This window comes from Streptomyces sp. NPDC021080, from assembly GCF_044333225.1.
In the GTDB taxonomy this organism is placed as follows: domain Bacteria; phylum Actinomycetota; class Actinomycetes; order Streptomycetales; family Streptomycetaceae; genus Streptomyces.
Map to the genome: position 1 here is coordinate 458098 of NZ_JBIRQM010000006.1, position 13081 is coordinate 471178.

The 13081-nt window shown below is 72.3% G+C and carries 11 protein-coding genes; 8 read left to right on the forward strand and 3 right to left on the reverse strand.

The window, feature by feature from the left end:
- The first annotated feature begins 107 nt into the window (after positions 1-107).
- Together ACH4S8_RS17855 and ACH4S8_RS17860 are read left to right on the forward strand one after the other, a co-directional pair.
- The gene (locus tag ACH4S8_RS17855; protein WP_398394859.1) at positions 108-1385 is read left to right on the forward strand and encodes an alanine racemase; all 1278 of its coding nucleotides are present in this window, start codon (positions 108-110) and stop codon (positions 1383-1385) included.
- A gap of 98 nt (positions 1386-1483) precedes the next feature.
- Entirely contained in the window at positions 1484-3112 is a 1629-nt protein-coding gene (locus tag ACH4S8_RS17860) for an amidohydrolase family protein (protein WP_398394862.1), read from the forward strand.
- Between the two features lie 20 nt (positions 3113-3132).
- On the opposite strand, the gene ACH4S8_RS17865 is transcribed toward ACH4S8_RS17860, so the two are convergent.
- The 3 genes from ACH4S8_RS17865 to ACH4S8_RS17875 all read right to left on the reverse strand — a co-directional run bounded on the left by ACH4S8_RS17865 (position 3133) and on the right by ACH4S8_RS17875 (position 6587).
- Positions 3133-3972, reverse strand: coding sequence for a serine protease (locus ACH4S8_RS17865; RefSeq protein WP_398394864.1), 840 nt, complete (start codon positions 3970-3972; stop codon positions 3133-3135).
- Positions 3973-4108: 136 nt separating this feature from the next.
- A complete protein-coding gene (locus ACH4S8_RS17870) occupies positions 4109-5872 on the reverse strand; it encodes a P-loop NTPase fold protein (RefSeq protein ID WP_398394867.1) in 1764 nt (587 codons plus the stop codon).
- Positions 5873-5933: 61 nt separating this feature from the next.
- A complete protein-coding gene (locus tag ACH4S8_RS17875; protein WP_398394869.1) occupies positions 5934-6587 on the reverse strand; it encodes a hypothetical protein in 654 nt (217 codons plus the stop codon).
- A gap of 126 nt (positions 6588-6713) precedes the next feature.
- On the opposite strand from ACH4S8_RS17875, the gene ACH4S8_RS17880 reads away from it, so the two are divergent.
- From ACH4S8_RS17880 to ACH4S8_RS17905, 6 genes are all read left to right on the forward strand, one after another.
- Positions 6714-7925, forward strand: coding sequence for a pyridoxal phosphate-dependent aminotransferase (locus ACH4S8_RS17880; RefSeq protein WP_398394871.1), 1212 nt, complete (start codon positions 6714-6716; stop codon positions 7923-7925).
- A gap of 111 nt (positions 7926-8036) precedes the next feature.
- Positions 8037-8456: a hypothetical protein gene (locus tag ACH4S8_RS17885; protein ID WP_398394873.1), complete on the forward strand. Its 420-nt coding sequence runs from the start codon at positions 8037-8039 to the stop codon at positions 8454-8456.
- 224 nt (positions 8457-8680) lie between these two features.
- Positions 8681-9763 (forward strand): hypothetical protein, encoded by a 1083-nt coding sequence (locus tag ACH4S8_RS17890; protein ID WP_398394875.1) that lies wholly within the window; start codon positions 8681-8683, stop codon positions 9761-9763.
- Between the two features lie 4 nt (positions 9764-9767).
- Positions 9768-10943 carry a toxic anion resistance protein gene (locus tag ACH4S8_RS17895; RefSeq protein WP_398394877.1) on the forward strand — a complete coding sequence of 392 codons (1176 nt, stop codon included), beginning with the start codon at positions 9768-9770 and terminating at the stop codon, positions 10941-10943.
- On the forward strand, positions 10940-12481 hold the full coding sequence (locus tag ACH4S8_RS17900; protein WP_398394879.1) for a substrate-binding domain-containing protein: 1542 nt from the start codon (positions 10940-10942) through the stop codon (positions 12479-12481). Before ACH4S8_RS17895 ends, ACH4S8_RS17900 begins: the two co-directional genes overlap by 4 nt.
- A complete protein-coding gene (locus ACH4S8_RS17905; RefSeq protein ID WP_398394881.1) occupies positions 12468-13076 on the forward strand; it encodes a hypothetical protein in 609 nt (202 codons plus the stop codon). Before ACH4S8_RS17900 ends, ACH4S8_RS17905 begins: the two co-directional genes overlap by 14 nt.
- Positions 13077-13081: the final 5 nt, after the last annotated feature.

Below are 13081 nucleotides of genomic sequence, written 5' to 3' on the forward strand. Positions count from 1 at the left end.
GAACGGCACCGTTGACCCTGCGTCGGCTGAGATGTTAGACAGCCGTAAACAACATGCGCAATGAGCGTTGCAGATGATGCAACGCACTGACAGGCCGAGGAGGCCCCATGAGTGCCGACAGCGCCGCCGCACCGCTGGCCGCTCTCGCCGCGGAGCGCGTCGACCACCGGTTCAAGGGCCTGCCCCCGGACGCCGACGGTCTGAGCGTCGGCGAACTGGCCGCCCAGCGCCGCAACCTCTTCACGGACGGTTTCACCACCCCGGTCCTCGCCCTCTCCGCCGAGCGGCTGACCCACAACCTCGAACTCATGGAGACGTACGCGACCCGGCACGGCCTCGCGTTCGCCCCGCACGGCAAGACGTCCATGGCACCCCGGCTGTTCTGGCGGCAGATCGAGCACGGCGCCTGGGGCATCACGCTCGCGGTTCCGCACCAGGTCCGGGTGGCCAGGGAGTTCGGCATCGACCGGATCTTCCTCGCGAACGAGCTGGTCGATCCGGCGGCCCTCGGCTGGATCGCCGCCGAGCTGGCCGCGGACCCGGACTTCGAGTTCGTCTGTTACGTCGACTCGGTGCGCGGGGTGGAGCTGATGGACGCCGCGCTGCGCGGGAGCGCCCGCCCGCTGGACGTGGTCGTCGAACTCGCGGCGGGAGCGGGCGCCCGGACCGGCGCGCGGACGGAGGAGGAGTGCGCGGCGGTCGCCGACGCGGTGGCGGCGACGGCGACGCTCCGGCTGGCCGGCGTCGCGGGGTACGAGGGCGAGGTGCCGGACGCGAACCCGGAGCGGGTGCGCGCCTGGCTGCGGCGGCTGACCGCGCTCGCGGCGGCCTTCGACGCCGCCGGACGCTTCAAGGACATCGACACGATCGTCGTCAGCGCGGGCGGCAGCGCCTGGTTCGACGCGGTCGCGGACGTCTTCGCCGAGATCCCCGGCCTCTCGCTCCCCGTGCTGAAGCTGCTGCGCTCGGGCGCGTACGTCTCGCACGACGACGGCCACTACCGCAGGCTCACCCCCTTCACCCGCGTCCCGGACGAGGGCGCCCTGCACCCGGCGTTCCGCCTCTGGTCGCAGGTCGTCTCACGGCCCTCCCCCGAGCAGGCCTTCACCAACGCCGGCAAGCGGGACGCGGCCCACGACCTCGACCTTCCCTTCGCCCAGGTCGTACGCCGCGGCGGCACCGAACACCCGGCGGCCGGCATCGAGGTGAGCGGACTGTCCGACCAGCACGCCTGGCTGCGCACGGCACCCGGGGCGGACCTGGAGGTCGGCGACTGGGTCGGCATGGGCCTGTCCCATCCGTGCACGTCCTTCGACAAGTGGCAGCTGATCCCGCTGGTCGAGTCGGACGGCACGGTCGTCGACTACATCCGTACGTACTTCTAGGGACCCGTACGCGCCTCCCGGGTCCCGGGAGGTACGCACCCTCCCGGGACCCCTGCGCCCCGGAGATCCGCACGCCCTCCAGAGACGGGAGACGCCCCATGGACCACGCCGACCTGGTCGTCCAGGACGTGGACGTCGCCGACGGCAGCGGCGCCCCCACGTACCGCGCGGACGTGGCCGTCAAGGGCGGCCGGATCGTCGCGATCGTCAAGGAGGCCGCGGCGGCCGGCTGCCAACGGCCGCGCGGCACCCGGGAAATGGACGCCGAGGGCCTGGTCCTGGCCCCCGGCTTCATCGACATGCACGCGCACAGCGACCTGGCGCTGCTGCGGGACCCGGACCACAGCGCGAAGGCCGCCCAGGGCGTGACCCTCGAGGTCATCGGCCAGGACGGCCTGTCGTACGCGCCGGTCGACGACCGCACGCTGGCCGAGGTCCGCCGGACGATCACCGGCTGGAACGGCCACGGCGACGACATCGACTTCGACTGGCGCTCGGTGGGCGAGTACCTGGACCGCCTCGACCACGGCTTCGACGGCCAGGGCATCGCGGTGAACGCCGCCTACCTCGTCCCCCAGGGCACCGTCCGCATGCTCGCCGTCGGCTGGGAGGACCGCGAGGCCACTCCTCAAGAGCTGGACCGGATGCGGCGGTTGGTGGCGGACGGGCTGCGCGAGGGCGCGGTCGGCATGTCCTCGGGGCTGACGTACACCCCCGGGATGTACGCGCGGGACGCCGAACTCACCGCCCTGTGCCGGGTGGTGGCGGAGCACGGCGGCTACTGGTGCCCGCACCACCGCTCGTACGGGGCGGGCGCCCTGGAGGCGTACGAGGAGATGGTGACCCTCACCCGCGAGGCGGGCTGTCCGCTCCATCTCGCCCACGCCACCATGAACTTCGGGGTGAACGAGGGGAAGGCGCCGGAGCTGCTCGCCCTGCTCGACAAGGCGCTGGCGCAGGGCGCGGACATCACCCTCGACACCTACCCGTACACCCCCGGGTGCACCACGCTGGCGGCGCTGCTGCCCGGCTGGGCGGGCGAGGGCGGCCCGGAGGCGTTGCTCGCCCGGCTGCGGGACGACGACACCGCCGAACGGATCCGGCACCACCTGGAGGTCGTGGGCGCCGACGGCTGCCACGGCGTTCCCGTCGCGTGGGACACGATCGAGATCTCGGGGGTGAACGACCCCGGGCTCGCCCCGTACGTCGGCAGGACCGTCCGGGAGTCCGCCGCTCTGCGCGGCGAGGAACCCTGGACCACCGCCCGGCGGCTGCTGGTCGAGGACCGGCTCGGCCCCACGATCCTGCAGCACGTCGGCCACGAGGAGAACGTCCGGACGATCATGCGGCACCGCGCGCACACCGGCGGCTCGGACGGCATCCTGCACGGCGCCAGGCCGCACCCGCGCGCCTACGGCACCTTCCCGCACTATCTCGGCCACTACGTGAGGGAGTTGGGCGTCCTGACGCTGGAGGAGTGCGTCGCCCACCTCACCGGCCGGCCCGCCGCCCGGCTGCGGCTGCCCGACCGCGGTCTCGTCCGCGAGGGGTACCGCGCCGACCTGGTCCTCCTCGACCCGGCGACGGTCGCGGCGGGCTCGACCTTCGCGGCGCCGCGCACCCTGCCCACCGGCGTCCCGCACGTCCTGATCGACGGGCGTTTCGTCGTCGAGGACGGGCGCCGGACGGACGTGCTGGCGGGACGGGCGGTCCGCCGCACGGCGTGACCGCCCGCCCTCCCGCGGTGTTACGGCTTGGGCAGGACGCACCCGCTCAGGCTCAGGTCGAGCTTGTTGCCCGTCGTGAAGCAGGCCGGGATCTGGTAGGTCTCCTCGGCGTAGTTGATGCCCTGGCGGACGGTGACGGTGCCGTTCGCGTCGACCTCGCACGGGTTGTCGACCGTGCAGCGTTCCCCGTCCTCGTTGCCGGTGTTGTTGACGGCGACGACCTTGCCGGTGGACTGGTCGACGACCGGCGAGCCCGAGGTGCCGCCGATGGTCTGGCAGGCGGAGGTGTAGCGGACCGAGTCCTTCCAGGTCCAGTCGCCCTCCTTGAGGCGGTACACGAACCCGTCGATGTTGCAGCTGTAGAGACGCTTCCAGTAGCCGGAGGCCACGGTGATGGCGGTGCCGGCGACCGGGTGCGTGTCCTGCACGGTCAGGGCGCTGATGCCGTACGAGTTCTTGATGGTCGCGTAGGTGCTGGTGAGCTGGTAGATCGTGATGTCCGTGTCGGTCATGGTCGAGTACGCGACCTTGCTCGCGCGCAGGGTCGCGACCCTGGTGCCCGACGAGTTCAGCAGGCCGAAGGTCCGGCTGGACGACTGGCCGACGATCACTTCACCGGGGTCCGGGAAACCGGTCTCCAGGCAGTGGCCGTTGGAGAGCACGAGCGCCGGGTCGGAGTCCGCCGAGTTGGGGAAGCGGATGACCGATCCGGAGCAGTTGCTGAGTGCGACGGTCCCGGCGAGGCTGACGGCCTGGAGGGTGGGCGCCGCCGCGTGGGGAGCGGGTGCCGCGACCGCGGGTGCCGCGCCCGCCCCGGCGAGCACCAGGGCGAACAGAGCGGCGACGAGAGGCTTTCTCATGTGGGGGTCCCCTCTTGCGACTTGGGGCGGCCGAAGGTCCTCCGGCCGCCTTCCGCTGACCGGAGGTCTTCCGGCCAGTTGTTGTCATGCGCATTGTGAGGGGAGAGGGGAAAGTGAACAAGGAGCGCTTTCCGGCCTAGGAACCGGAAATTTCGTGGGCTTCCTCGGCGTAGCGGAAGAGCAGGGCGCCGCTCGTGGCGAACCTCGCGCCGAGCGCCTCGGCCCGGGCCTCGCGGTTCGGGGTGGTGCGGCTGGTGAAGAAGACGGCGGGCCCGGTGTACCGCCCGCTCTCCCGCCAGCGGCGCAGATCGCTGAGCCCCGCCTCCCGGTCCGCTCCGCGCTGCACGTCCGAGACGAGCAGGCCGATCCGGGTGGCGTCGAGGACCTGCTCGGCACGGGTACGGTCCGTGGCCGTCCAGACCCGGGCGCCCCGCGCCTCCAGCCGCTCGGTGAACTGGGTGTTGCGCTCGGGGTGGTCGTCGATCCAGAGCACCTGCATCCCGGCGTACGAGGGCCGGCCGCCGCCCGGCACCGCGGACGAGCCCGGTTCCGGTGCCCCGTCCGCGGGTTCCGGCGCCAGCCGGGGCGCCCCCCGCTGCAACTGCCCCACCAGGTCGTCCACCTCGGTGAGCGCCATCAGTTCCTCGATGAGCCGCACGAAGTTCGCGTCGAGCGCGAGCTCGGGGAAGCCGGTGGGCAGATGCTCCTCCAGCCGGGCCAGCAGCGGACCCCAGTCGTCCGGCCGGTCCGGTTCCGGCGCGAGGAGGTCGTACGCGAGCAGACAGCCCACCGCGACCGGCCAGGTCCCCTCCGCGGGCCGGGCGAACGGCTGGCTCAGCACCCGCCGGGCCGCGCGGTAGCGCAGGAACTCGCGGGCCGCGTGCACATCGGCGCCGTCACGGGCGAGCAGCACGCGGTAGAAGTCGGGGTACAGCTGCTGGAGCAGCAGGACCCGGATGACCGCCTCCGCGCTGAACGACTCCCAGACGGGGTTGAGCGCGCACTCCAGGCCGAAGCCGTTGATGAGCCGCTTGATCCGGCGCGGGTTGCGGGCCGAGCGCAGGGCGACCAGCTCGGCGAGGTGGTCGCCGAGCAGCTCCCGGATGCCGGAGCGCTCCGCGCAGCGGTCGACGTACGCGCGCACCTCGGCGGTCGCCGGAACGGGCACCCGGTAACTCGTCTGGAAGATCTTCTCCATGAACGCCGACCCGGCCGGCGACAGGTCCCGCAGCAGCCCGCTCGGCCCGAGGGCGGAGCGGTCGCAGCCGATGACGAAGGCGAGCCCCGGTACGTCCAGGTACACCTTCACCGCCTCGCACACCGCGAGCACGGTCTCCTCGGAGCAGCGGTCGAGATCGTCGATGAACACGACGAGCAGGCGCCGGGTGTCGTACGGCGCGGACTCGGCCCATTCCTGCGTCAGCCGCAGCAGCGCGTCCCGCATGGCGTTGCGGGACGCCGCGTCGACGGAGAGGTCCCGCCAGAGCCGGTCGACGAGCGGGGCGACCCCGAACGGCGCGGCCCCGAGCGTCAGCGCGGCCCGGACGGCGCCGTAGAACGCCCCCCGCTCGGACACGTGGCGCAGCGCCCGCCGCAGGAAGCGCCGGTCGAACCGCATCAGGACGGACTTGATCAGGCCTTCGAGCGCGTCGGCGCCCGTCGAGGTCCAGGCGTTGTACCAGACGGTGTGGACGCCCTCGCGGGTCAGGAGCTCGGCGTCCACGAGCCGCATCAGACTGCTCTTGCCCATGCCCCAGCCGGCGTCCACCGCGAGGGTGAGCGGGGTCGCGGCGCGCGAGTCGTGGAGCAGTTTGGCGAGTTCGCGGGCGGCCCGGCCGGTGCCCAGCAGATCGTCCCCGGGCCCGGTCACCGGCTCGTCGTTCAACAGCGAGAATTCCATGCCCTGCCTCCCCCTTGCGGCAGGGCCAACCTACTGGGACCGGCGGGGGCGGGGAGCCCTGTCAGGACCGGCCGCCGTGCCCGTGGCCGTGACCGTGCCGGACGGGGGTGCTCGTCGCCGGGGCGGTCGGGGTGGCCGAGGGGGGCGCGGTGGCGGCGGAGGCCGTGGGAGCGGTGGACGCGGAGGGCGCGAGAGCCGTGGAGGCGTCCGCGGGCGCGGAGGCGCTCGCGGACGCGCTCGCGCCCGTGGAAGCGCCGGCGGACGCCGACGCCGTGGCCGGCGGGGCCTGCAGGGGCTGCGCGGAGGCCGCGGGGGAGCCGTCGTCCGCCTGGGCCTCTCCGGTGGCCAGGCGCACCGGGCTGCGCGTGCTCACGGGCGTGCCGTCCGGTCCGCCGGCCGCCCCGGAGTCGAACACCCCGAAGACGGCGGCGCCGAGGGCGACGACGCCCACCGCGCCCCCGGCCACGGCCAGCCGTCCGGCGAGCCGGCCGCGACGGCTCTGCTCGCGCTGCTGCCGCCGCCGCTCCTGCCGTCCTCCCGGGCCGCCGGACACGGCGGGCAGAACGCTGGTGTCCTCGCCGTCCGTGTACGCCTTCCTCCAGCCGTGCGCCTCCGCGGGATCGGCGTACGTCTCATAGGCCAAAGGCGTCTCGCCGTCGCTCTGCGGGAGGTACACCGTCGGCCGGGCTTCGGGATCTCCGGACTGCCAGGACATGATCGCGCATTGTAGGGACCACCAGGGCGCCCGGCGCAGCCGGAGGACAAAATTGCCGGAACCGACACGTCTCACGTGGTGAAAAACACGCCCCGGAGCCCGGCGGGCGGCCGTAAGCTCACGGATATGCAGGTGATCCAGTCCACGAAGCTCGCCAACGTCTGCTACGAGATCCGGGGTCCGGTTCTTGAGGAGGCGATGCGGCTCGAAGCGGCCGGTCACCGCATCCTCAAGCTCAACACGGGCAACCCGGCCGCCTTCGGTTTCGAGTGTCCCCCCGAGATCCTCGAGGACATCCTCCGCAACGTCTCCTCGGCGCACGGCTACGGCGACGCCAAGGGCCTGCTCGCCGCCCGCCGCGCGGTCGTGATGCACAACCAGACCCTGGGCATCGAGACGGACGTCGATCACGTCTTCGTCGGCAACGGCGTCTCCGAGCTCATCGTGATGGCGATGCAGGCGCTGCTGGACGACGGCGACGAGGTGCTCGTACCGGCCCCGGACTATCCCCTGTGGACCGCGGCGGTCTCCCTGTCCGGCGGCACGGCCGTGCACTACCGCTGCGACGAGCAGTCCGACTGGATGCCCGACCTCGCGGACGTGGAGCGGAAGATCACCGACCGCACCAAGGCGATCGTGATCATCAACCCGAACAACCCGACCGGCGCGGTCTACGACGACGCGATGCTCCGGGGGCTGACGGACATCGCCCGGCGGCACAACCTGCTGGTCTGCTCCGACGAGATCTACGACAAGATCCTCTACGACGGCGCCACGCACACCGCGACCGCCAAGATCGCCCCGGATCTGCTCACCCTCACCTTCAACGGCATGTCGAAGGCGTACCGGGTGGCGGGCTACCGCGTCGGCTGGATGTCGGTCTCGGGACCGCGCGCGCACGCCGCCTCCTACATCGAGGGTCTGACGATCCTCGCGAACATGCGGCTGTGCGCGAACATGCCGGGGCAGCACGGAGTGGTGGCCGCGCTCAGCGGGCGCCAGACGATCGACGACCTGGTCCTGCCGGGCGGGCGGCTGAAGGAGCAGCGGGACGTCGCGCACGAGCTGCTGACCCAGATCCCCGGTGTGACCTGCGTGAAGCCGAAGGGGGCGCTGTACCTCTTCCCGCGCCTGGACCCGAAGGTCTTCAAGGTCAAGGACGACCGGCAGATGGTGCTCGACCTGCTGCGCCGCGAGAAGATCATGGTCGTCCAGGGGACGGGCTTCAACTGGCCCGAGCCGGACCACTTCCGGGTGGTCACCCTGCCGACGGTCGCGGACCTGACGGACGCGGTGACCCGGATCGGCTCGTTCCTGGACGGCTACAGCCAGCCGTGACGCGCTCCGCGCTCACCCTGCGTACGCGCCGCGTCCCAGTATGCGAACCTGCTCAACTTTAGACGAATTCCAAGCTAGGATGGCTTCCTGTCAGGCACAGGAGGCCACCCCATGTACGAACCGATCCGCTCGAAGTCGGTCCACACGATGGCCGGCGCCCCCTCCTCCGACTTCCCCCACCGGTCGCGCGAGGAGGAACTGGACATCCAGCTCGCCGGTCACCTCGCGGCCCTGCTCGCCGTCACGGACGAGATCCGCGCACTCGCCCCGTCCGCCGACCTGGACGCCGGCGCCGAGCGGCTCACCGAGCAGGTGACCCGGCTGCGCGGCGGCGCCCCACTGCGCACCCCGGCCACCGCCACTTCCGAGGCGCCCCATCTCGTGACCCTCCACCGGCGGGCCCACGCACTGGCGGGCCGCGCCCTGGTCGTCGCGGCCTCCCGCGCCGACACGGCCGCGGCGATCCTCTCCGCCGAGCGCATGGACGCCCACGCGCTCGCCGTCGAACCCCGCGAGCTGGCCTCCCGCTGAGCCCCTGGCCCGGGCCCCCGTACGGCCCCGGTCCGCGCGCCTTCGAAGCGCGCCGACCGGGTGCCACCCCCGTCTCCGCCACAGCCGCCCGCGCCGCCCCGCCGGGGGCTCCGCGCCGCGCGTAGCGGCACTTCCCCCTCCGGTTGCGTACCGGGACCCGGTGGTCACCTCGTGTTCATCCCCCGAGGCGGGGAACGTTGGATTCCGAGGTGCACGCTCCAGGCGTGAGACGCATAGCGGGAATCGTCCTGGCGGTCCTGTTGATCGGCGGAGTGGCAGCAGCCGTCGTCGCGGGCCGCACGGGTCAGGACAAGGGCACGGCAACGAAGACCGTGCGAGGAGTGATCGGTTCGGAGAAGGCGGAGTTCTTCTCCGATCCGGATGTGGTGAAGGCCCTCGCCGCCAAGGGCTACACCGTGAAGACGGAGACCTCCGGGTCCTGGGCCATGGACGGCCTCGACCTCAAGGGGTACGACTTCGCCTTCCCTTCCAGCCAGGCCCCGGCCGACGAGCTCGCGGACAAGTACCACGTCCGCCAGCCGCTGCCCCGGCCCTTCTACTCGCCCCTCGTCGTGGTGGCCCACCGCAGCGCGGCCCAGGTCCTCGCCGCCAACGGACTGGCCACCCTCGACAAGAACACCGGCACCCTGAAGATGGCCGCCTACCTCGACGCGGCCAGGCACGGGCGGACCTGGCAGCAGCTCAAGGGCGCCACGGCCCACGGTGAGCTGACCGGCACGCTGTACATCGCCACCACCGACCCGGAGACCTCCAATTCCGGCGCCCTCTACCTCGCCGCCGCGTCCTACGTGGCCGACGGCGGGCGGGTGGCCACGGACAACGCCGCCGTCGGCCGCACCGCGTCCCTGATGCACCGGCTCGTCAGTGTCCAGGGCGCCCAGCAGCCCAGCACCGACGCCGCGTTCGGCGACTTCGTCAGCGGCGCGGGCAACCCGCTCGTCCTCGTCTACGAGTCGCAGGTCGCCGCGCTGCTCACCCAGGGCAAGGACACCGGAGACCTCACGGTCCTCTACCCGGACACCACCGCCAACAGCGACCACACGGTCGTACCGCTCACGCCCGAGGGCCGCGCGCTGGGCGAACTCATCGGCACCGACCCGGTGTTGCGCCGCCTCGCCGTCCGGCACGGGTTCCGTCCGCAGGGCGCGACCGCCGAGTTCACGGCGGCCACCGCCGCCCGTTCGACCTATCTCAACCAGAAGCTGACCGGCGTCCGGCAGGCGCCCGTGCCCGCCTACAAGGTGCTGCACGAGATGGCGCGCCGGGCCGGGAACCAGGGGGAATGAGCACATGAGCAGCACCGAAGACACGTTCACCCTCACACCGCCCGAGGCCGTGGCCCCCGTGCCCCGCGAGAAGGCGGGCGGGCTCGTCCCCGTCGACCCGGGGGTACAGGACGACATGGCGCGCCGGGCCGCGGAGTACGTCGAGGGACTCGCCGTCCTGGACGCCCGCTCCCCCGAATTCGCCGGGAAGGTCGGGGAGATCGCGGGCCTGGGGGCGAGCGAGATGCGCGGCGCCGCCGCCCAGTCCAACCGCATGCTGGAGCGCACGATCCGCAGCCTGCCCGCCACGGGCGAGGACGCGCAGTCGCACGTCGCCGGCTCGCTCGTCGAACTCCGGCGCGTGGTCGAGGACCTGGACCCGCGCGAGTCGTCCGCGAGCAAGGGCAGGAAGTTCCTGTCCCGGCTGCCGGGCGGCAACAAATTGCGCGACCACGTCGCCAAGTACGCCTCCGCACAAGGCACGTTGAACAAGATCGTCGGCTCGCTGCGCGGCGGCCAGGACGAACTGCGCCGGGACAACGCGGCACTGCAGACCGAACGCGTCCGGCTCTGGGAGACGATGGGCAAGCTCCAGGAGTACGTCGTGCTCACCCAGGCCCTGGACACCGCGGTCGAGGCGCACATCGCGGGCGTCGACGCCGCCGACCCCGCGCAGGCCGACACGCTCCGCTCCGACGTGCTCTTCCCGGTCCGGCAGAAGCACCAGGACCTGCTCACCCAGCTCGCGGTGTGCGCCCAGGGCTATCTGGCGATGGACGTGGTCCGGCGCAACAACGACGAACTGATCAAGGGCGTCGACCGCGCGGCCACCACGACGGTCTCCGCTCTGCGCATCTCCGTCATGCTCGCCTCCGCGCTCGACAACCAGCGCAAGGTCGTCGAGCAGGTCAACGCCCTGCGCGGCACGACGGAGGACCTCATCCGCGGCAACGCCGAGATGCTGTCCACCCAGAGCGGGGAGATCCAGCGGATCGCCGCGGACCCGGCCGTCGGCGCCGAGACCCTGCGCACCGCCTTCCAGGAGATCTACCGCACCCTCGACGCCATCGACACGTACAAGGTCCGGGCGACCGAGACGATGGCCGCGACCGTGGAGTCCCTGACCTCCGAACTCCAGAACGCCGGAGCCTATCTGGAGCGCAGCCGCACGCAGGGCGCACTGGAGGGCGGGCACGGATGAGAACGATCCGACGGGCGGCCGCCGCCGTCGCCCTGCTCGCCATGACGGCCTGCACGGCCCAGGGGAAGACGGACTCCGGGGACGACGGGAAGCCGCGTCCCGGCACCCTGCGCATCCTCGCCTCCAGCGAACTCGGCGACATGAAGCCGGTGCTCGACCGGATCGAGCGGGAGACCGGCATCAAGGTCAGGCCCACCTACATGGGCACCCTCGCCGCCGTGGACCTGATCGCGCGCGGCACGGCGGACGACCGGTACGACGCCCTGTGGCTGTCTTCCAACGCCTATCTGCACCTGCGCCCCGAGGCCGCGAAGAAGGTCGTCTCCGAGACGCCGGTCATGTCGAGCCCGGTGGCCATCGGCGTCAAGCCCGCCACGGTGCGGGCCCTCGGCTGGAGACCGGACGACGTCACCTGGAAGCAGGTGGAACAGGCCGTCGCGGACGGAAAGCTCACGTACGGCATGACCGATCCGGCCCGCTCCAACTCCGGTTTCTCCACGCTGATCTCGGTGGCCTCCGCGCTGTCGGGCGCCCAGTCGGCGCTCACGGACGCCGACGTGGACAAGGCGACCCCGCGCCTGCGGGAGTTCTTCAAGGGGCAGAAGCTGACGTCGGGTTCGTCGGGCTGGCTGGCCACCGCCTACGAACGCCGCGGCACCGTCGACGCCCTGCTCAACTACGAGTCCGTCCTCAAGGGCATGAAGTCACTGACCGTCATCCGCCCGCGCGACGGCGTCGTGACGGCCGACTATCCGCTCTCCTCCCTCGCCGCGTCCTCCACGGACACCCGTGACGACGTCCGGCGCCTCGCCGAGGCGCTGCGCGCGCCCGCCGCCCAGAAGCTGATCACCGAGCGGACGCACCGGCGCCCGGTCGTCGCCTCCGTCGCCCCGGCGGCCGGACTCGACACCGGACGCCGGCGCGAACTCCCCTTCCCGGGAAGCCGGTCCGTCGCCGACCGCCTCCTCGACTCCTACGAGAACAAGCTGCGCCGGCCCTCCAGGACGGTGTACGTCCTCGACACCTCGGGCTCGATGGAGGGCGACCGGCTCGCCCGGCTCAAGAAGTCCCTCGGCGACCTGACCGGCGACTTCCGCGACCGCGAGGAGGTGACGCTGATGCCGTTCGGCTCACAGGTCAAGAGCGTCCGCACCCACGTGGTCCGCCCCGGGAACCCGAGGGCCGGACTCGACGCCATCCGCCGGGACACCCGCGCGATGAGCGCCGACGGCGACACCGCCATCTACACCTCGCTGGAGAAGGCCTACGAGCATCTGGGCGCCGGAGACGACACGTTCACCTCGATCGTGCTGATGACGGACGGCGAGAACACCAAGGGCGCGAGCCCCGCCGACTTCGACGGCTTCTACCGCCGGCTGCCCGGCGGACAGCGGCAGATCCCCGTCTTCCCCATCCTGTTCGGCGACTCCGACCGCGGCGAACTCCAGCACATCGCCGACCTGACCGGCGGCCGTCTCTTCGACGCCCGGAAGGGCTCGCTGGACGGCGCCTTCGAGGAGATCCGTGGCTACCAGTAAGTTCCTCGGCTATCTCGAGTCGCGCAAGAACCTCACCGGCAGCGCGTGCGGGATCGCCGGACTCGCGCTGACCTTCACGGGACTCGCGGGCCCGTACTGGCCGGCCGTCGTCGCGGGTCTGTACGGCGCGGGCGCGCTGATCGCCCCGCCGGAACGCCCGGCCCCACCCGACTTCCCGGACCCCTCCGCCCAACTGGCCGAACTGCGCGTCGACTTCGGCAAGCTGCGGGAGTACCTGGACGGCGTCGAGCTGCCCCCGGCGGCGGCCGGCCGGCTCACCGAGCTGACCGAGGTCCTCACCGCCCTGCTCGATCCGGGCTGGGTCGCCGAGGTCCTCGCCCAGGACCCCGAGGGCGTGCACGCCCTGTCGCGTGCCGTACGGCAGGACGTCCCGGAAGCGGTCGACACCTTCGTCCGCACCCGCTGGTGGACCCGGCTGGCCCCCGGCGCCGAACCGCCCGAGCGCCACCTGGAGCGCCAGCTCGCGGTGCTCCAGGAGGAGGCGGACCGGCTCGCGGCGGCCCTGCGGGAGACGGAGGCACGGCGCCAGGAGTCCCACACCCGCTACCTGGAGGACCGCGGCCGCTCACAGTGACACCG